This is a genomic window from Streptomyces odontomachi, from assembly GCF_024435355.1.
In the GTDB taxonomy this organism is placed as follows: Bacteria; Actinomycetota; Actinomycetes; order Streptomycetales; family Streptomycetaceae; genus Streptomyces; species Streptomyces odontomachi.
On sequence record NZ_JAMJWG010000010.1, the window covers coordinates 98,451 to 118,229 of the forward strand.

Below are 19,779 nucleotides of genomic sequence, written 5' to 3' on the forward strand. Positions count from 1 at the left end.
TTGAGGCAGTGGGGGAGGGCGGGGGATCACAGCCTCTTGACCCCCTTGATGCGTCCTGCGCGGGCCACCCGGGCCTTCACGGCTCTGGTCCGCAGCGTGCCGGCGCCGCGCTGGTCGCCGATGTTCAGGCCGGTCCCGGAGGCCAGCCAGCCGGAGGCCACGTCGGTCGCCTTGCTGGCGCCCACCGACTCGGTGACCGGGTCGTGCTCGGCGCGCCGGGCCAGCGCGATGATGAACGGCACGGTGAACGGCGCGAGCAGCAGGTCGTAGATGAGTGCCGTCAGCAGCAGGCTGCCGAGGCCGACGTGCCGGGCGGCGGTGTCGCCGACGAGCGCGCCCACTCCCGCGTAGAGCACGGTGGAGGCGATGGCGGCGGCGGCCACCACGAACAGCGGGCGCAGTACGGATTGCAACCGCCCGTGCTCCGGCCGGGCGAGGCCCGCCGCGTAGCCGATGATGCAGAGCACCAGCGCGTAGCGGCCCGCGGCATGGTCGGCCGGGGGCGCCAGGTCGGCGAGGAGTCCGGCGGCGAATCCGATCAGGGCCCCGCCCACGTGCCCGTAGACCAGGGACAGGCCGAGCACGGTGAGCAGCATCAGGTCGGGGACTGCGCCCGGCAGATGCAGCCGGGCGAGCACGCTGACCTGGATGACGAGGGCGACGACCACCAGGGCGGTGGCGAGCAGCATCCGGTTGACCGAGCGCATCGTTCCAGCTCTCTCCTGCTTAGGGCCGTTGGGGGCCGTCACCTTGGCCGGCGCCGCCGGACTGCTCGGCTGTCCCGTTCGCGTCCTGGTTCTGCGCGACGTTGCCCTGCGGATTCTGCTGGTTCTGCTGATCCTGGGGGTTCTTGGGGGCGCCGGGGGTGACGGTCACCGTGACGGTGGGGGTGGGGGTGGGCTTGGGTTTGGCCGGCAGCACCGCGTCACGGGGATCGGTGCGCGGCGGCAGGACGACGACTCCGACGATGTCGAGCTTGGTGAACGACACGAAGGGATCGACGTAGACCGTGCGGGTCAGGTCGCCTCCGGAGGGGTCCACGCGGACCACCTTGCCGACCGGGACACCGGGCACGAACGGCTTGTCCGCCTCGGAGCCGAAGGTGACCAGCCGGTCGCCCTTCTTGACGCGCGCCTTGCCGTTCAGCAGCTGGACGCGCATCGGGCGGTCGCCGCCGCCGGAGGCGAAGCCGAGTTCGTCCGTCTTCTCCATCCGGGTGCCGACGCTGAAGTCGGGGTCGTTGGCGAGCAGCACGGTGGCGGTGTCGGGGCCGACCGTGGTGACCCGGCCGACGAGACCGTCGCCATTGAGGACGGTCATGTCACGCTTTATGCCGTCGTTGCTGCCGGCGTCGATGGTGATCGTCCAGGAGAAGCTCTGGGCCGCGCCGATCGCGATGACCTGGGCGCCCTTGATGCTGTAGCGGCCGGTGCCGGCGGTCTTGAGGATCTTGTCGAGCTGGCGGAGCTGGCTGCGGGTGCGGTCGTTGCTCCCCAGCTTGGCCTTCAGCGCCGCGTTCTCTCGCTCCAGTTCGGAGACGCGGTCGTGCCGGTTGCTGGAGTCACGGACCGCGGAGATGGCGTTGCCGACCGGGTTCACGACGCCGGAGACGCCGTTCTCGACCGGTCCGAAGGCGGCGGCCGCGGCCTGCCGTGCCCCGTCGACCGGGGAGTCCTCACCGCCCCGGATATCCACCGTGATCAGCGCGAACGCAACGGCGATCAGCAGCACCAGGAGCAGCCGGCTCTCTCGTGTGTCCCTCACGTGCGGCGGCCGTGCCTTCCTCTTCGGAATTCTGCGGGGGGGGTGTGTCGGTCTGGTGGGTGGGTGGGTGGGTGGGTGGTGCCTCTATATCAAGGAATCAAGGAACTGCCGCACGGCAGGGCGCGTCCGTACTGCAATGGGGGTACTCCCCCATGCGTCAGGTCCGTCAGGTCCGTCAGGTCCGTCAGGCAAGGAAGTCCGTCCGAAGATGTCCCCGCAGAGGTCCGCACAGTCCTGGGGGACGGCGACGTGCTCATCGGCGCGGCTGTGCGTCCAGGACCTGCTGCAACGCCTCGAATTCCTCGACGCACCTGCCGGAGCCGAGGGCCACGCTGTCCAGCGGGTTCTCGGCGATGTGGACCGGCATGCCGGTCTCGCGGCGCAGCCGCTCGTCGAGACCGCGCAGCAGGGCGCCGCCGCCGGTGAGCACGATGCCGCGGTCCATGACGTCGCCGGAGAGCTCCGGTGGGCACTTGTCGAGCGTCGTCTTGACGGCGTCCACGATGGAGTTGACCGGCTCCTCCATGGCCTTGCGGACCTCGTCGGAGGAGATGACCACGGTCTTCGGGAGGCCGGAGACCAGGTCGCGGCCGCGGATCTCGGTGTGCTCGTCCTCTTCGGTCTCGAAGGCCGAACCGATCGTGATCTTGATCTGCTCGGAGGTGCGCTCGCCCAGCAGGAGGGAGTACTCCTTCTTGATGTGCTGGATGATCGCGTTGTCCAATTCGTCGCCGGCGACGCGGATGGACTGGGCGGTGACGATTCCGCCGAGCGAGATGACCGCGACCTCGGTGGTGCCGCCGCCGATGTCCACGACCATGTTGCCCGTGGCCTCGTGGACGGGGAGGCCGGAGCCGATGGCCGCCGCCATGGGCTCCTCGATGATGTGCACCTGCCGGGCACCGGCCTGCGAGGACGCCTCGATGACGGCTCTCCGCTCGACACCGGTGATACCGGAGGGCACGCAGACGACCACGCGCGGGCGGGCGAGATAGCGCCGCTTGTGCACCTTCAGGATGAAGTAGCGCAGCATCCGCTCGGTGATCTCGAAGTCCGCGATCACGCCGTCCTTCAGCGGTCGCACCGCCACGATGTTGCCCGGCGTGCGGCCGATCATCTGCTTGGCTTCGGCGCCCACCGCGAGGATCCCACCGGTGTTGGTGTTGATCGCGACGACGGAAGGTTCGTTGAGAACAATCCCCCGGCCCCTGACGTACACCAGCGTGTTGGCGGTCCCGAGGTCGACAGCCATATCACGGCCGATGAACGACATATTATTCCCCATGAGGATTCGTCTGGCCTTCCCAAGTAGCTTTTGATGGCATATCAGGTCGGCAAAGGTGGGTGCAGCGTGGCGTGCGTGGCGTGAAGGCTTCCATCGTAGTCCGGCCTGCACAGACCGCGCGCGAGGGTCTTCGCCATTGTCAGCAGAGGATCCGCCGCCTCGCTAATGCAGACGTGCCGATGGTGGCATGCGTTCCCCCAATCGGCACGCATATGCGTCCGCGGCGTCCGTTTTCTGTTCGGATTCCGTCTGGAGACGCTGGTCAGGCGTGGATAGAGGTGACCTTCCATCAGGAATTCGGACCCACCGGAAGTCCCGGGCACGTACCACCATCGGAGGTACGCGCAGTAGCTCGGACGAGTTACGGCGAAGGGGTGCGTCTTACGCCGTCGGTGCCCCTCCGGGGCGCGGGGGTGCGTGTCCTGGGAGTGCTTCCGGGGCAGCCCCATTCTCCTCGCGCCCCTTTTGGGGGCGGGGTCCCTGGCGTCAGGCCAGACCCGGGAAGAAGATCTTGAGTTCGCGTTGTGCGGACTCGTCGGAGTCCGACGCGTGGATGAGGTTCTCGCGGGTGACGGTTCCGAAGTCGCCGCGGATCGTGCCGGGCTCGGCCGCGATGGGGTCGGTCGGGCCGGACAGCCGTCGGAGCCCCTCGATGACCCGCTCCCCCTCGACGACCAGGGCGACCACGGGACCGGACGCCATGAACTCCACCAGCGGCTCGTAGAACGGCTTGCCGACGTGCTCGGCGTAGTGCTGCTCCAGCGTGGCCCGGTCGAGCGTGCGCAGCTCCAGCGCAACGATCTGCCAGTCCGCCTTGCGCTCGATGCGGCCGACGATCTCGCCGACCAGCGAGCGGCGGACGGCATCCGGCTTGAGGAGGACAAGAGTGCGCTGGGTCACGGGGGTGGCTCCTTCGATCACGTCAGGTTCGGGGCTCAGAGGTTACCGGGCGTGCCCGCCCACCTCTCACACGGCGTCAGCGCCGCGGGGTGCGGTCACCGGCCCACCGCACCCCGCGGCGCTCGAAGGACTCCTCCCCCACTGCCCGGAACGGGCGTGGGAGGTGCCCCCACCACAGCCCTGGACGGGCGTGGGAGGTACCCCCGCGCGGGCCTCCCGGCCGCTCGGAAAGCCCGCTCCACGGGTCCGCTACCCGGCGCCCGCTTCGGGCTCCGCGCCGGCCTGGGCGTGCTCCGCCGCGCGCGCCGCCTTCAGCTCGTCCACCTTCCGGCCGAAGTGCACCGAGCACCACCACAGCGCGGCGAAGGCGGCACCCAGGAAGAACATGGCGGGCACGGCGAACCCGGCCGCGATCAGGGCGATCTGGAGGACCCAGCCGAGCTGCACCCCGCCGGGGCGGGTGACCATGCCGCACAGCAGCAGGCTGAGGAGCATGGCGACACCGCAGACGGTCCACACGGTGGCCATGCTCAGGTCGGGGTCCTTCATGGCGACCAGACCGGCGAAGCCGACCACGAAGAACTCGCCGAGCAGGGTGGAGGCACAGAGCGTACGCACGGTAGGTCAGCCCTTCTTCAGGAGCAGTCGGGCCTCGCCCACGGTGAACACGGAGCCGGTGACGAGGACGCCCCCGCCCGCGTACTCACCCTCTTCCTCGGCGAGGGTGACGGCGGCCTCCAGCGCGTCGTCGAGACGTGGCTCGACCTGGACGCGGTCCTCACCGAAGACCTCCACCGCGAGCCCGGCCAGCTCGTCGGCGCCGATGGCGCGCGGCTGCGAGTACTGGGTGACGACGATCTCGGTGAAGACCGGCTCGAACGCCTCCAGCAGGCCCCGTACGTCCTTGCCGTCGCTGGCGCCGACCACGCCGATCAGCCGGCTGAACCCGAACACCTCGCTGACCGCCGCAGCGGCGGCGCGGGCGCCGGCGGGATTGTGCGCGGCGTCCAGGACGACCGTCGGCGAGCGGCGCACCACCTCCAGACGGCCGGGTGAGGCCGCCGACGCGAAGGCGGAGCGGACGGTGTCCATGTCCAGGGGGCGGTCGTGCTGCGCGCCGATGCCGAAGAACGCCTCGACGGCGGCGAGCGCCACGGCGGCGTTGTGCGCCTGGTGGGCGCCGTGCAGCGGGAGGAAGACGTCCGGGTACTCGCCGCCGAGACCGCGCAGGGTCAGCAGCTGACCGCCGACCGCGGTCTGCCGGGACACCACGCCGAACTCCAGACCCTCGCGGGCCACCGTCGCGTCCACCTCCGAGGCCTTCTTCAGCAGCACCTGCGCGGCGTCCACCGGCTGCTGGGCGAGGATCACGGTGGCACCGGGCTTGACGATCCCGGACTTCTCGACGGCGATCTCCCCGGGGGTGCCGCCGAGCCGGTCGGTGTGGTCGAGGTCGATGGGGGTGACGACGGCGACGGAGGCGTCGATGACGTTGGTGGCGTCCCAGGTGCCGCCCATGCCCACCTCGACGACGGCGACGTCGACGGGCGCGTCGGCGAACGCGGCGTACGCCATGCCGGTGAGCACCTCGAAGAAGGACAGGCGGTAGTCCTGCTGCTCGTCGACCATCGCCACGTAAGGCTGGATGTCCCGATAGGTCTCGATGAACCGCTCGGCCGGCAGCGGGGCACCGTCCAGGCTGATGCGCTCGGTGATCGACTGGACGTGCGGCGAGGTGTACCGGCCGGTGCGCAGCTCGAAGGCGGTGAAGAGGGCCTCGATGAGGCGGGCGGTGGACGTCTTGCCGTTCGTGCCCGTGATGTGGATCGACGGGTAGGAGCGCTGGGGCTCGCCGAGCACGTCCATCAGTGCGCTGATCCGGGCGACCGAGGGGTCCAGCTTGGTCTCGCCCCAGCGGGTGGCCAGCTCCGACTCGACGTCGCGCAGTGCCTGGTCCACGGCAGGGTCGGCGGGACGGGCCGGGACGTCCGCGTCCGGGGGACCGGCCTGGGTGCGCAGGGTGCGGCTGCCGGCCTCGATCACGGCGAGGTCGGGGCTTGGGGTCTCCCCTGGTCGAGGCCTCTTTTCGAGACCTTGGGGAAGGTCGGTCTCCTCGGCCACGATGTCCTCGAACCGCTCCAGTGGGTCGGGATCACGGTTGCCGTGATCCCTGTTGGGCGGGGGGTTGTCACTCACGTCCCCCAGTCTACGGACCCGGTCCGGTGTGACGGTGGCCCCGTCGGGGGGCCGCCCCGGGGTGGCGCCGAAGGCGCGCTCTTAAGGGGCGCGGGGAACTGCGCGCCCAGCCACAACGCGACCTTGCAGGTCGCCACCGGCCCGAAGGGGCAGTTTCTCTCGTGTCCGGACCACCGGGCCGGTGGTGGGTTGCTCGCGCAGTTCCCCGCGCCCCTTTGGGTATGTCGTGGGCGCCGGCGCCCAAGGGTTCAGGCTGACGGCAGGCGCTCCAGTTGGCCGCGGATCCGGGTGATGTCCTCCTCCGCCTTGGCGAGGCGGCCGCGGATCTTCTCGACCACCGGCTCCGGCGCCTTCGCGAGGAAGGACTCGTTGCCCAGCTTGGCCTCGGCCTGGGTGCGCTCCTTCTCGGCGGCGGCGAGGTCCTTCTCCAGCCGCCGCCGCTCGGCCGCGACATCGATCGCGCCGGACAGGTCGAGCGCCACTTCGGCGCCCGCGACCGGCAGGGTCGCCGTGGCGGTGAAGTCGTCGCCCTCCGGCTGGAGCCGCAGGAGCTGCCGGATGGCCGCCTCATGGGAGCCCAGCACGGTGCCGCCCAGGCTCAGCCGGGCCGGCACCCGCTGGCCGGGCTGGAGGCCCTGGTCGGCGCGGAAGCGGCGGACCTCGGTGATGACCTGCTGGAGCGTCTCGATCTCCCGCTCCGCCGCGGTGTCGCGGAATCCGCCCGGGGCGTCAGCCCCAGGAACCTGCACAGCCGCGGGCCAGTCGGCGATCACCACGGACTCGCCGCCGGTGAGCGCCGTCCACAGGGTCTCGGTGACGAACGGCACGATCGGGTGCAGCAGCCGCAGCGTGACGTCCAGGACCTCGCCCAGGACCCGCTTGCTGACGTCCGCGGGGGCGCCCCCCGCCTGGAAGGTGGTCTTGGACAGCTCCACGTACCAGTCGAAGACCTCGTCCCAGGCGAAGTGGAACAGTGTCTCGGTGAGCCGGGCGAACTGGTAGTCGTCGTAGTGTGCGTCGACCTCGGCGACCGTCGCGTTCAGCCGGGAGAGGATCCAGCGGTCGGTGGCGGACTGCTCCTCGGACGCGGGCAGGGGGCCGTCGACCGTGGCGCCGTTCATCAACGCGAAACGGGTGGCGTTCCAGACCTTGTTGGCGAAGTTGCGGGAACCCTGGACCCAGTCCTCGCCGATGGGGACGTCCACACCGGGGTTGGCGCCGCGGGCCAGCGTGAACCGCAGGGCGTCCGAGCCGTAGGCGTCCATCCAGTCGAGCGGGTTGACCGCGTTCCCGAAGGACTTCGACATCTTCTTGCCGAACTGGTCGCGGACCATGCCGTGCAGCGCGAAGGTGTGGAACGGCGGGGTGCCGTCCATCGCGTACAGGCCGAACATCATCATCCGGGCGACCCAGAAGAAGAGGATGTCGTAGCCGGTGACCAGCACCGAGTTCGGATAGAACTTCGCGAGGCTGTCGGTCTGCTCGGGCCAGCCGAGGGTGGAGAACGGCCACAGGCCCGACGAGAACCAGGTGTCCAGGACGTCGGTGTCCTGCGTCCAGCCCTCGCCGCTCGGCGGCTCCTCGTCGGGGCCGACGCAGAGCACCTCGCCGTTCGGCCCGTACCAGACGGGGATGCGGTGGCCCCACCAGAGCTGGCGCGAGATGCACCAGTCGTGGAGGTTGTCGACCCAGTCGAAGTACCGCTTCTCCATCTCCTGGGGGTGGATGGTGACCCGGCCGTCGCGCACCGCGTCGCCGGCCGCCTTGGCCAGCGGGCCGACCTTGACCCACCACTGGAGCGACAGCCGCGGCTCGATGGTGGTCTTGCAGCGCGAGCAGTGGCCCACGGAGTGGGTGTACGGGCGCTTCTCGGCGACGATCCGGCCCTCGGCGCGCAGCGCGGCGACGATGGCGGAGCGGGCCTCGAGACGGTCCAGGCCCTGGAACGGGCCGTGGGCGGTGATCACGGCGTGCTCGTCCATGATCGTCAGCGTCGGGAGGTCGTGCCGGCGGCCGATCTCGAAGTCGTTCGGGTCGTGGGCCGGGGTCACCTTGACGGCGCCGGTGCCGAACTCGGGGTCGACGTGCGGGTCGGCGACGACGGGGATGGACCGTTCGGTGAGCGGCAGCCGGATCTGCCGGCCCACCAGGTGGCGATAGCGCTCGTCGTCCGGGTGCACGGCGATGGCCGTGTCGCCCAGCATGGTCTCGGCACGGGTGGTGGCGACGACGATGGTGTCGTCGCCCTCGCCGTACTTCATGGAGACGAGCTCGCCGTCGTCGTCCTGGTATTCGACCTCGATGTCGGAGATGGCGGTGAGGCAGCGCGGGCACCAGTTGATGATGCGTTCGGCGCGGTAGATCAGCTCGTCGTCGTAGAGCCGCTTGAACATGGTCCGCACGGCGCGGGACAGGCCCTCGTCCATGGTGAAGCGCTCGCGGTTCCAGGCGACGCCGTCACCGAGGCGGCGCATCTGCCCGGAGATCTGCCCTCCGAAGTCGTTCTTCCACTGCCAGACGCGGGCGACGAACTCCTCGCGCCCGAGGTCGTGCCGGGACTTGCCTTCCTTGCCCAGCTCGCGCTCGACCACGTTCTGCGTGGCGATGCCGGCGTGGTCCATGCCGGGCTGCCACAGCGTCTCGTAGCCCTGCATGCGCTTGCGGCGGGTGAGGGCGTCGATGAGGGTGTGCTCGAAGGCGTGCCCGAGGTGCAGGCTGCCCGTCACGTTGGGTGGCGGGATGACGATGGCGTAGGCCGGCTTGTCACTGTGCTCGTCGGCCTCGAAGTAACCGCGTTCTACCCAGCGCTCATACAGCTTCCCCTCTACCTCGGCCGGCACGTACTGGGTCGGCAGTTCGGTGGTGGGCGCTGAGTGCTGCTGCTGGTCATTCTCGGTCACGGGACCATTTTAGGGGCGCCGCGGAAGTGCGGTGTCACGTCCCCGCATGAAAACCAGCGGGTTTCGTAACGGTAACCCCCCCGCCCGTCCACATCGACGCCGGTTGCGCCAGGATGTTCGGAACGCATAAGTACTGGAGGGGACCCTCGTAATGAGTCACAACCAGCCGGGCCCGTACGGCGGGCAGCCCCAGCAGCCCGGACCGTACGGCCAACCGGGCCCCTACGGCCAACCGCCGCAGGCACCCCAGCCCGGCTACGGCTACCCGCAGCAGCAGCCCCCGCAGCAGCCCGGGTACGGCTACCCGCAGCAGCCGCAGGGCGCCCCGCAGCAGCAGCCCGGCGGCTACGGCCAGCCGCAGCCGGGATACGGCCAGCAGCAGGGGTACGGCCAGCAGCAGCAACCGTACGGGCAGCAGCAGCAGCCGGGATACGGCCAGCAGCCTCCGGGCGCGCCGTACGGCATGCCTCAGCAGCCGGCGCCGGGGGGCGGCAAGAAGAAGACCGGTGTGATCGTCGGCGCCGTGGTGGCGCTGGTCGCGATCGGCGCCGGCGTGTGGTGGTTCACGGCCGGCGGCGGCAGCGGCTCGGACGTGGCCGACGACGGACCCCACAAGCTGACGCTGCCCGCGACCGTGCTCGGCGAGTACAAGAAGCAGAGCGGCGACAACAGCGAGATGAGCGACGACGACATCAAGGACGCCGCCAAGTGGGGCGTGACGAACCCCAAGGGCGTCACCGGCCAGTACCAGTCGGGGGGCACGGACAACCCGCTGGCCGGCAAGATGATCCAGTTCGAGGGTGTCTGGGGCAAGATCGCCGACCCGGAGAAGACGGTCGACGCGATGTTCGCCTACATGAAGAAGCAGTCGCAGGACGGCGGCGACGACGAGGACGTGACGCTGATCGGCGAGCCCAAGGCGTACACCCCGGACTCGCTGGACGGCGCCGTCATGAAGTGCCAGGACGTCAACATCGACAACTCGGACAGCACGGATCCCAGCGAGCCGAAGAAGATGACGACGACGGTCTGCATCTGGGGCGACTACAGCACGCTCGCCATGGTGATGCCGATGGTGCTCTCCGACATGGCCGCCGGCAAGACCGACGCGAACGGGGCGGCGGAGACGACCGCCAAGTTCCGCAACGACGTCCGCGTCAAGGTCTGACCGACCAGGTCCGGCCGACGGGTCCGCGCGGCACGAACAAGGGCCGCCCCCGGTACTTGGTACCCGGGGCGGCCCTTCCGTGTGGCTGCGGGTGAACGCCGGCCGCGCGGTTACGCGGACTTCTGCTCCCCCGTGCCCCGCCCCCGCGCCTCGCGCGGGATGAGGGTCGGGTTGACGTTGGAGTGGACGACGTCGGCGGTGATGACGACGCGGGCGACGTCCTTGCGGGACGGCACCTCGTACATCGTCGACATCAGGACCTCTTCGATGATGGCGCGCAGCCCACGGGCGCCGGTCTGGCGGAGGATGGCCTGGTCGGCGATGGCCTCCAGGGCACCGCGTTCGAAGTCCAGCTCCACACCGTCGAGTTCGAAAAGGCGTTGGTACTGCTTCACCAGGGCGTTGCGCGGCTCCACGAGAATCTTGAGCAGCGCCTCGCGGTCCAGGTTGTGGACCGAGGTGATGACCGGGAGCCGACCGATGAACTCGGGGATCATGCCGAACTTGACCAGGTCCTCGGGCATGACGTCCTCGAACTGGTCCTTCTCCTCCAGCTCCCGCTTGGAGCGGATGGTGGCGCCGAAGCCGATGCCCTTGGCGCCCGCCCGACCCTCGATGATCTTCTCCAGACCGGCGAACGCGCCGCCGACGATGAACAGCACGTTCGTCGTGTCGATCTGGATGAACTCCTGGTGCGGGTGCTTGCGGCCGCCCTGCGGGGGAACGGACGCGGTCGTGCCCTCCAGGATCTTCAACAGGGCCTGCTGAACGCCCTCGCCGGAGACATCGCGGGTGATCGACGGGTTCTCGCTCTTGCGGGCGACCTTGTCGATCTCGTCGATGTAGATGATGCCCGTCTCGGCCTTCTTGACGTCGTAGTCGGCGGCCTGGATGAGCTTCAGGAGGATGTTCTCGACGTCCTCGCCGACGTAGCCCGCCTCCGTCAGCGCCGTGGCGTCCGCGATGGCGAACGGCACGTTCAGCATGCGGGCCAGGGTCTGGGCTAGGAGCGTCTTGCCGGAACCGGTGGGGCCCAGCAGGAGGATGTTGGACTTCGCCAACTCAATGGCGTCCTCGCGTCCTTGGGAGCCGCCGTTCTCGCCGGCCTGGACGCGTTTGTAATGGTTGTACACCGCGACCGAGAGGGCCTTCTTGGCGGCCTCCTGGCCGACCACGTAGCTCTCCAGGAACTCGTAGATCTCGCGGGGCTTGGGAAGTTCCTCCCAGCGCACCTCGCTTGTCTCGGCGAGCTCTTCCTCAATGATCTCGTTGCAGAGGTCGATGCACTCGTCGCAGATGTACACACCGGGGCCTGCGATGAGCTTCTTGACCTGCTTCTGGCTCTTGCCACAGAACGAGCACTTGAGCAGATCGCCGCCGTCACCGATGCGTGCCACGAGGTGCTTCCCCAATCGACTGGGAGACGCCGTGGTCGGCGGCTCCTGGTGCCTCATATCCGACGGTACCCTGCCTGACCCCCTGTTCGGGCCCCCCTTGGCATGGTTCGCTTGACCGTGACCGCCGACGGTGTAGCCGAACCGGTGCCAAGGGGCGGCCGGGTGGTGTCGGCAGTCGCTCAGCCGAGCGTCGAGCTACTCATCTTCCGGGTGGAGATGATCTGGTCAACCAGGCCGTACGACAGCGCGTCCTCGGCGGTGAGGATCTTGTCGCGCTCGATGTCGTCGCGGATCTTCTCGATCGGGGTGGTGGAGTGCTTGGCCAGCATCTCCTCCAGCTGCGAACGCATCCGCAGGATCTCGTTGGCCGCGATCTCCAGGTCGGAGACCTGGCCGCGGCCGGTCTCGCTGTAGGGCTGGTGGATCAGCACGCGTGCGTTCGGCAGGGCCATGCGCTTGCCCGGGGTGCCGGCGGCCAGCAGGACCGCGGCGGCCGACGCCGCCTGGCCCATGCAGACGGTCTGGATGTCCGGCTTCACGAACTGCATGGTGTCGTAGATCGCGGTGAGCGCCGTGAAGGAGCCGCCGGGGCTGTTGATGTAGACCGAGATGTCACGGTCGGGGTCCATCGACTCCAGGCACAGCAGCTGGGCCATGACGTCGTTGGCGGAGGCGTCGTCGATCTGGACGCCCAGGAAGATCACGCGCTCCTCGAAGAGCTTGGCGTACGGGTCGTACTCGCGCACGCCCTGGGAGGTGCGCTCGACGAAACGCGGGATCACGTAGCGGGCCTCGGGACGCGGTCCGGTGTACTCGGCGCCGGGCGCTCCCGCGATACCCACAGGGCCGCGGGACAGGCCGTACTGGCCGCTACCGGGGAAGTCTTTCACTGGGTCTCCTTCAAGGGCGTCAGACGGTCGGCTACGGGGCTTCAACGGGGTGCTCAGGCCCCGGCCCCGGTGCCGCCGCCACCCGGCACACCGGCGGCCGTGTGCATGATTTCGTCGATGAGGCCGTACTCCTTGGCCTCGACCGGATCGAACCAGCGGTCGCGGTCGGAGTCACGGATGACCTGCTCGACCGACTGGCCGGTGTGCTGGGCGGTGAGCTCGGCCATCCGCTTCTTGGTGTGCAGCAGCCGCTCGGCGTGGATCTTGATGTCGGATGCGGAGCCTGCGAGGCCGGCGGAGGGCTGGTGAATGAGGATCTCCGCGTTCGGCAGCGCGAAGCGCTTGCCCGGGGTGCCCGCGCTCAGCAGGAACTGCCCCATGGACGCGGCCATGCCCATCGCGATGGTGACCACGTCGTTCTTGATGTACTGCATGGTGTCGTAGATCGCCATGCCCGCCGTGATCGAACCGCCCGGGCTGTTGATGTACAGATAGATGTCCTTGTCGGGGTCTGCGGCAAGGAGCAGGAGCTGGGCGGTGATCTTGTTGGCGATGTCGTCGTCGACCTGCTGGCCGAGGAAGATGATCCGCTCGTTGAGCAGCCGGTTGTAGACCTGGTCGCCGAGGCCACCACCGATGGAAGGCTCGCCGGCGGCGGAAGGCATCAGATTCGTCACGTATCCACCTGCTCGTCTTACGACGGCGCCGGGCCGTCTCACGTTTGGTGCTGGGGCGTGGGACCCCGCGGGTGTCCGCCTCCCCCCGGCGGCCCCGGGGACTCCCCTGCCCTCGTATTCATGGACCCTAACGCGATGGTGTGCGGGTGCCATCCCGCACAGGGAACTGTTCGCTGTCAGCGCAGGTCGTCCCGGGCAGCGGCCGGGACGACCCTGCGGTGCCGACCGGGGCCTGGCGGCCCACGGGAGCCGTCCACCTCCCGGCCGGCGGCCCGGCTCCGCCAGGAGCAGCCCCTTCGAACCGGTGACGACCCGACGGTCTCGTCGGAGCTCGTCGCGCAGTTCCCCGCGCCCCCCGAGGGCACTTCATGCCCACCCAACCCGGACGGAGCAACCCGGGTGCCCACCCGGGGCCTGACGGCCCACGACGCCCCCCAGGGGCGCGGGGAACCGCGCGAGCAACCCACCACCGGCCGGCGGCCCGACTCCCACAGGAACAACCCCTTCGAACCGGTGGCGACCCGACGGTCTCGTCGGGGCTCGTCGCGCAGTTCCCCGCGCCCCCCGAGGGCACTTCATGCCCACCCAACCCGGACGGAGCAACCCGGGTGCCCACCCGGGGCCTGACGGCCCACGACGCCCCCCAGGGGCGCGGGGAACCGCGCGAGCAACAGACAACCGGCCGGCGGCCCGGCTCCGCCAGGAACAGCCCGGACGGCTCGGGCCCCGGGGACGGTGTCCCGGGGCCCGGTCGTTGCGACGGTGTCGCCAGAAGGGTGGACGAGGGCTCAGGCCTCGGGCTTGTCCTCGGTGGGCTCGGCGGACGACTCGGCCGGGGACTCGGCGCCTTCGGCGCCTTCCGCGGCCTCGTCCTCCTCCTCGTCCGAGAGGTCGACGATCTCGCCCTGGGTGTCCTTGACGGTGGCGGCCTGGACCACGACCGCGAGCGCCTTGCCGCGGGCCACCTCGCCGACCAGCATCGGGACCTGGTTGCCCTCGACGACGGCCTTGGCGAACTGGTCGGGCGACATGCCGGAGGAGGCCGCACGCCGCATGAGGTGCTCGGTCAGCTCCTCCTGGTTGACGTTGAGCTTCTCCTTGGAGACCAGTTCGTCGAGGACGAACTGGGTCTTGATGCCCTTGATCGCCGCTTCCTTGGTCTCGGCGTCGAACTCTTCCTCGGACTTGCCCTGGATCTCCAGGTACCGGGCGAGGTCGAGACCCATCTGGCCGAGCTGGTGGTGCTCCAGGTTGTGCTTGCGGGTGTTGATCTCGTCCTCGAGGAGCTTCTCGGGGACCGGTACCTCGACCAGCTCGAGCAGCTTGTCGAGCACCCGCTCCTGGGCCTGCGTGGCCTGGTCGTACTCCTTGGTGCTCAGCAGCCGCTGCCGGCTGTCGTCGCGCAGCTCGTCGAGCGTGTCGAACTCGGACGCGAGCTGGGCGAAGTCGTCGTCGAGGTCGGGGAGCTCACGCTTGGCGACCTGGGTGACCTTGACGGCGACCTCGGCCTCCTTGCCGGCCGCGGTGCCGCCCTTGAGCTCGGAGGTGAAGGTGGACTCGCCACCGGCCTCCAGGCCCTTCACGGCGTCGTCGATGCCGTCGAGGAGCTCGCCGGAGCCGATGGTGTAGCTGACGCCGGTGGCGACGCCGTCCTCCAGGACCTCGCCCTCGACCTTGGCCTCCAGGTCGATCGTGACGACGTCACCGTCCTCGGCGGCGCGCTCGACGGGCGAGGTGGAGGCGAACCGCTCGCGCAGCTCCTCCACGGCCTTGTCCACGTCCTCGTCGGTGACCTCGATGGAGTCGACCTCGACCTCGATGCCCGAGTAGTCGGGGATCTCGATCTCGGGGCGGATGTCGACCTCAGCGGTGAAGGACAGCAGCTCGCCGTCCTTGAGCTCGGTGATGTCGACCTCGGGCTGGCCGAGGACCTTCAGCTCACCCTCGTTGACCGCGTCGGTGTAGAACTTCGGGAGCGCTTCATTGACGGCTTCTTCGAGTACGGCGCCCCGACCGAACCGCTGGTCGATGATCCGGGCAGGGATCTTGCCCTTGCGGAAGCCCTTCACCGTGACCTGCTGGTTGATCTTTGCGTACGCCGCGTCGAGGCTGGGCTTGAGCTCCTCGAAGGGCACCTCGACAGTGAGCCGAACCCGAGTCGGGTTCAGGGTCTCCACGGCGCTCTTCACGGTTCGGTCTCCTTGTGGCTGACATTTTGGGTTCTGCACGGGCCGCGGATGCGCGGCCCCAGCATTCGGCCCTGTGCCGGACGGCCTGCCGGCCTCCGGAGACTGCCGGACAGTCTGCGCGGCGGTCGTATGGTGATACGCAGGCACACGGGCTCGCAGCTTGCATAGTAACCGTGCGCGGGAGGAGACCCACAACGCGCTCGGGCCCTGCGCGGGCAGGTGGTCGGGGTGGCGGGATTTGAACCCACGGCCTTCCGCTCCCAAAGCGGACGCGCTACCAAGCTGCGCCACACCCCGTCGGTGCGACACGTAGGGTACATGCCCGCAGGCAGTGCGGCTGCCGCATTTTCCGGTGCGTTGCAGGGTCGCTGCGGTGCGTGGTAGGGCTCGCGTGGCGGCCTGGCACGATCCGGGGTGCCAGAAGAAGCGGTGTGCGGCGGGGGCCGACGACCCGCTAGGATGCTCTGCGTGCCGCACCGCTGACGTGCAGCGTCCCGCAGTGCATGATGTGGCTTATGTGATTGCACTGTTGCGGGTGCCGTTCTCGTGGTGGCACCGCGTGCGGGCGTAGCTCAATGGTAGAGCCCTAGTCTTCCAAACTAGCTACGCGGGTTCGATTCCCGTCGCCCGCTCCATTCCAGGTCCGGTCCGTGGTCATCACGGGCCGGACCTGGTTTTTCTTCTTCATACGGCTCTCCGGCTCTCCGGCTCCACGGTTCTCCGGCGATCCGGCGCGGGCGCCGGAGGCCGTCACAGTTTGATCGAGCCGATGGTGTCCGCCACCGCGTCCAGGAAGCGTTTGATGTCGGGGGCCATCCCCGTCGAGGCGAGGAAGAAGCCGAAGAGGACGGCGACGATGGCGGGACCCGGCTTGATCGATCCGCCGCGCAGCAGCACGACGAGGACTATCGCCAGCAAAAGCACCACGGACAGCGAAATGGCCACGACTGATCACACACCCTCGGTCGGTCACGCTCCCGGCCCGGGGGGTACGACCCCGCACACCCCCGCCAGGAACATCGTGCCACCAACCCGGCCGGGCTATGCGACAGCTGACACAACGTCGGACAGCCACCTGTGACGCCGCTCACCCCGGCACGGCGTACCACTCCGCCGAAGTCGCACGAAAGACCATGACCGACTTCTCCATCCGGGCAATTCGCATGGCATGCGTCACATTCTCATCGACTTCTCATGCGGCCTGATCGTTTCCCTGCCACATACCCCGCAGCGGTATTTTGGGATATTTCTCGTTGGCTACTACACAGACATCTCCACGGCACCCCGAGCCACCCTTGCACGATCTCCCTCACCGCTTGGACACAGAAAGGTCACGGGACCTACGCACCGTATTAGCACCGCCTCCTCCCCCACGCGGCCAGCGGAAAGGCCGGCCGGCACGGGGCGGCACAGCGCGGCGACCGAGGCCTGGCGGGGGCGGCGTACGGCGGCTCGGGCGGGCCCGGCGGGCGACGGCGGGGCGGCACTGGGTGCCGTAAAGCGTGTCGTCGCACGTCGGCCATAAAATCTTCGTCACGCCGGCTTCATTGAATCCATACGAGCCACAGGTCATAACCGGTAATCATCGACGGGGTTTTACGGATTCACCCGGCCGACGCTAAGCTGCATCAGATGTTCCACGCCGCCTCGACTTCCGCCACCGCGAGATCACGGATCGTTTCCCCCAGCTCTTGGTGGGAGGGACTGTGATGAACTCGCTGCCACCCTCCGGCCGGCGAAGCGCCCCCCTCCCGCCGGTTCAGGAGCACTCGGGCACGGTCCCGAAGCAGCGCACCGAGCAGTCCGCCACCTCCAGCGGCGCCCGGGACGCCCCCTCCTCCCCTGCCTCCGCCTCGGGCGGAAAACCCGCCAAGCAGCGTGACGCGTTCTTCGACAACGCCAAGTACCTGGCGATCGTCCTCGTCGCCATGGCGCACGCCTGGGAGCCGCTGCGCTCCGGCAGTCGCGCCACCACCGCTCTCTACCTGGTGGTCTACACCTTCCATATGCCGGCGTTCATCATCATCTCCGGCTACTTCTCCCGCAGCTTCGACTGGCGCCCCGACCGCCTCCGGAAGCTGGTGACCGGTGTCGCCGTCCCCTATGTGGTCTTCGAGCTCGCCTACTCGCTGTTCAAGCAGTGGGCGGACGATCCTTCGCACGACATCAGCCTGCTCGACCCCTGGTTCCTGACCTGGTTCCTCGCCGCCCTGTTCATCTGGCGGCTGACCACCCCCCTGTGGAAGATCGCCCGCTGGCCGCTGCCGGTCGCCCTGGCCATCGCGTGCCTCGCGTCGATCTCCCCCAGCATCGGCAACGACCTCGACCTCCAGCGCGTGCTCCAGCTGCTGCCGTACTTCGTCCTGGGGCTGTGCCTGAAGCAGGAGCACTTCCAGTGGGTCCGACGGCGCCGCGTACGGGTCGCCGCAGCGCCCGTCTTCCTCGCCGCTCTCGTCTTCGCGTACTGGGCCGCCCAGCACATGAACGCCGCGTGGTTCTTCCACCGGGACGCCGCGCAGGAACTCGGCACCCCCTGGTGGGTCGGCATCGTGATGACCCTGGCCACCTTCGGCTGCTCGATCGTGCTGACCGGCTGCTTCTTCGCCTGGGTACCGGGCCGGAAGATGTGGTTCACCGCGCTCGGCGCCGGCACGCTGTACGGCTACCTGCTGCACGGATTCGTCGTCAAGGCGGTCAAGTACGCGGGCTGGTACGACGACTTCCCGATCCTGCACAAGCCGGTCGGTGAGGTCCTGGCGACCCTCGTCGCCGGTGCGGTCGTGACGGTGCTGTGCACCGCACCGGTGCGGCGAGTGTTCCGCTGTGTGATGGAACCCGAGATGAAGTGGGCCTTCCGGCAGGACGCCGTCGAAATCGCCCGCGACCGCGAGCGCCGGCACCACACGGCGTCGGCCTAGGCCACAGCCGGACGGCTGTCTGACGAGCGTCGGATGAGCGGGGCTGCGAGAACGTCGCAGCCCCGCTCTCCGTTCGGGTCACTCCCCGTGCGGGTCACTCGCCGTTCATGTCACTCGCCGCTCAGGGTCCCGCTCAGGGACGCTCCATCGCCTCTTCCGGGCCGTCGCCGTCGTACGTCTCCCGGCATATCAGCAGGAGCGCCCGGTCGTCGTTGACGTCCCTGGCAACCGCCTCGATGAGGTGCCAGGCCGCACCGTGGAAACCGCCTGCGACATAACGCTCGGCCTCGCCGGTGAGGCGGTCGATGCCCTCGGACAGATCGCGGTCGGCCGTCTCGACGAGGCCGTCGGTGAACAGCATGAGCACATCACCCGGACGCAGCGTGCCCTTGGTCGGATCGAACTGCGCGCCGTCGTACACGCCGAGCAGCGGCCCCTCGGCGGTCTTCTGCTCCCAGCGGCCGTTGCCGGCGTTGAGCTGGAGGCCGGGCGGGTGTCCCGCGGAGTACAGCTCGTAGTCGCCCGACTCCAGGTCCAGGACGAGATGGATGGAGGTCGCGAAACCCTCTTCCCAGGACTGGCGCAGCAGATAGCCGTTGGCGGCGGGCAGGAAGGCGTGCGGGGGCAGCGAGCCGAGCAGGCCGCCGAAGGCGCCGGAGAGCAGCAGCGCGCGGGAGCCGGCGTCCATGCCCTTGCCGGACACGTCGGTGAGGACGACCTCCAGGCTGCGTCCGCCGTTGGTGCGGGCGGCCACCACGAAGTCGCCGGAGAAGGACTGGCCGCCGGCCGGGCGCAGCGCCATCTCGCGGTGCCAGCCGGGCGGCAGCGTCGGCAGCTTGCTCTGCACCCGGATGCGTTCCCTGAGGTCGAAGAGCATGGTGCCGCCGCGCCGCCAGGGCACGCCCACCCGGCTGCGGAACTGTGCGATGAGCAGTCCGAAGAAACCGCACGCGGCGACCACCAGCACCACTCCTGGTGTCACACGCGACGGTCCCTCGGTGTAGGGGCCCAGCGCCACGGACTCGACGATGAGGGCGGTGGCGGAGCCCGCGTACAGGCCGAGCAGGCTCGCCGGGCGCAGCAGCAGGCCGCCGGCGACGATGGGCAGCGCCAGCAGGGAGGGCGCGCACCACACCGAGTTCATCAGGGTGCCGGCGGCGATCAGCGGGATCGTGAGGAGCAGTCCGACGAGCGCGATCCAGTCGGAGCCGTCGCCGCGGAAGTAGTCCACGCCGGCCCGGCGCACGCCGACCCGGACCCGGTGAAGCTGCTTCTTCATCCGGGCCGGGAAGGTGTCGGCTGCCGCACGTCGTCCTGCCATCGCTTCGGGTGACCCTATCCAGCGAACCGGATGCTGCGCACGGGAGGCCCCGGTTGTCCCTCACCGGACAGCTGTCCGACGGCCCCCGGAGACACCGGGGTTGGGATTCGGCCGGGTGGTGCGGTCATGGCTGGACGCATGCAGGGACCGTACGTGGTGGAACCGCGGGCGTCA

The 19,779-nt window shown here is 69.3% G+C and carries 15 protein-coding genes and 2 tRNA genes; 3 read left to right on the forward strand and 14 right to left on the reverse strand.

All coding sequences use genetic code 11. The annotated features are described in order from the left end of the window. Window positions 1-26: 26 nt before the first annotated feature. The 7 genes from mreD to NQO67_RS21485 all read right to left on the reverse strand — a co-directional run bounded on the left by mreD (window position 27) and on the right by NQO67_RS21485 (window position 9,045). Complete coding sequence (gene mreD / locus NQO67_RS21455) at window positions 27-707, reverse strand: rod shape-determining protein MreD (RefSeq protein ID WP_255951723.1); 681 nt, start codon at window positions 705-707, stop codon at window positions 27-29. A 19-nt stretch (window positions 708-726) separates the two neighbouring features. Then, complete coding sequence (gene mreC / locus NQO67_RS21460; protein ID WP_255951724.1) at window positions 727-1,764, reverse strand: rod shape-determining protein MreC; 1,038 nt, start codon at window positions 1,762-1,764, stop codon at window positions 727-729. Window positions 1,765-2,017: 253 nt separating this feature from the next. Beyond that, window positions 2,018-3,037, reverse strand: coding sequence for a rod shape-determining protein (locus NQO67_RS21465; protein ID WP_255951725.1), 1,020 nt, complete (start codon window positions 3,035-3,037; stop codon window positions 2,018-2,020). 498 nt (window positions 3,038-3,535) lie between these two features. Further along, window positions 3,536-3,949, reverse strand: coding sequence for a nucleoside-diphosphate kinase (gene ndk / locus NQO67_RS21470; protein WP_255951726.1), 414 nt, complete (start codon window positions 3,947-3,949; stop codon window positions 3,536-3,538). Window positions 3,950-4,198: 249 nt separating this feature from the next. Further along, window positions 4,199-4,567, reverse strand: a complete 369-nt coding sequence (locus NQO67_RS21475; protein WP_255951728.1) for a DUF4233 domain-containing protein — start codon at window positions 4,565-4,567, stop codon at window positions 4,199-4,201. Window positions 4,568-4,573: 6 nt separating this feature from the next. Continuing rightward, window positions 4,574-6,145, reverse strand: coding sequence for a bifunctional tetrahydrofolate synthase/dihydrofolate synthase (folC, locus tag NQO67_RS21480; RefSeq protein ID WP_255951730.1), 1,572 nt, complete (start codon window positions 6,143-6,145; stop codon window positions 4,574-4,576). A 248-nt stretch (window positions 6,146-6,393) separates the two neighbouring features. Continuing rightward, entirely contained in the window at window positions 6,394-9,045 is a 2,652-nt protein-coding gene (locus NQO67_RS21485; protein ID WP_255951731.1) for a valine--tRNA ligase, read from the reverse strand. A gap of 151 nt (window positions 9,046-9,196) precedes the next feature. Here NQO67_RS21485 and NQO67_RS21490 point away from each other — a divergent pair, with 151 nt between their 5' ends. After that, window positions 9,197-10,213, forward strand: a complete 1,017-nt coding sequence (locus NQO67_RS21490; RefSeq protein WP_255951732.1) for a flagellar basal body-associated FliL family protein — start codon at window positions 9,197-9,199, stop codon at window positions 10,211-10,213. 110 nt (window positions 10,214-10,323) lie between these two features. Here the strand turns inward: NQO67_RS21490 and clpX are convergent, their stop codons facing one another. From clpX to NQO67_RS21515, 5 genes are all read right to left on the reverse strand, one after another. Beyond that, the gene (gene clpX, locus NQO67_RS21495; protein WP_255951733.1) at window positions 10,324-11,610 is read right to left on the reverse strand and encodes an ATP-dependent Clp protease ATP-binding subunit ClpX; all 1,287 of its coding nucleotides are present in this window, start codon (window positions 11,608-11,610) and stop codon (window positions 10,324-10,326) included. 179 nt (window positions 11,611-11,789) lie between these two features. Continuing rightward, window positions 11,790-12,500 (reverse strand): ATP-dependent Clp protease proteolytic subunit, encoded by a 711-nt coding sequence (locus NQO67_RS21500; protein WP_308295683.1) that lies wholly within the window; start codon window positions 12,498-12,500, stop codon window positions 11,790-11,792. A 53-nt stretch (window positions 12,501-12,553) separates the two neighbouring features. Beyond that, complete coding sequence (locus tag NQO67_RS21505) at window positions 12,554-13,165, reverse strand: ATP-dependent Clp protease proteolytic subunit (protein ID WP_255951900.1); 612 nt, start codon at window positions 13,163-13,165, stop codon at window positions 12,554-12,556. A gap of 800 nt (window positions 13,166-13,965) precedes the next feature. Continuing rightward, window positions 13,966-15,366: a trigger factor gene (gene tig, locus NQO67_RS21510; RefSeq protein WP_255951734.1), complete on the reverse strand. Its 1,401-nt coding sequence runs from the start codon at window positions 15,364-15,366 to the stop codon at window positions 13,966-13,968. Window positions 15,367-15,586: 220 nt separating this feature from the next. Then, window positions 15,587-15,663, reverse strand: a tRNA-Pro gene (locus tag NQO67_RS21515). A 264-nt stretch (window positions 15,664-15,927) separates the two neighbouring features. Here NQO67_RS21515 and NQO67_RS21520 point away from each other — a divergent pair. After that, window positions 15,928-16,001: transfer RNA gene (locus NQO67_RS21520), tRNA-Gly, on the forward strand. 115 nt (window positions 16,002-16,116) lie between these two features. Here the strand turns inward: NQO67_RS21520 and NQO67_RS21525 are convergent. Continuing rightward, on the reverse strand, window positions 16,117-16,311 hold the full coding sequence (locus NQO67_RS21525) for a hypothetical protein (RefSeq protein ID WP_255951735.1): 195 nt from the start codon (window positions 16,309-16,311) through the stop codon (window positions 16,117-16,119). Window positions 16,312-17,072: 761 nt separating this feature from the next. Between NQO67_RS21525 and NQO67_RS21530 the strand changes: the two genes are divergently transcribed. Continuing rightward, window positions 17,073-18,284, forward strand: coding sequence for an acyltransferase family protein (locus NQO67_RS21530; RefSeq protein WP_255951736.1), 1,212 nt, complete (start codon window positions 17,073-17,075; stop codon window positions 18,282-18,284). A 133-nt stretch (window positions 18,285-18,417) separates the two neighbouring features. On the opposite strand, the gene NQO67_RS21535 is transcribed toward NQO67_RS21530, so the two are convergent. Continuing rightward, window positions 18,418-19,605, reverse strand: coding sequence for a PP2C family protein-serine/threonine phosphatase (locus tag NQO67_RS21535; protein ID WP_255951737.1), 1,188 nt, complete (start codon window positions 19,603-19,605; stop codon window positions 18,418-18,420). Window positions 19,606-19,779: the final 174 nt, after the last annotated feature.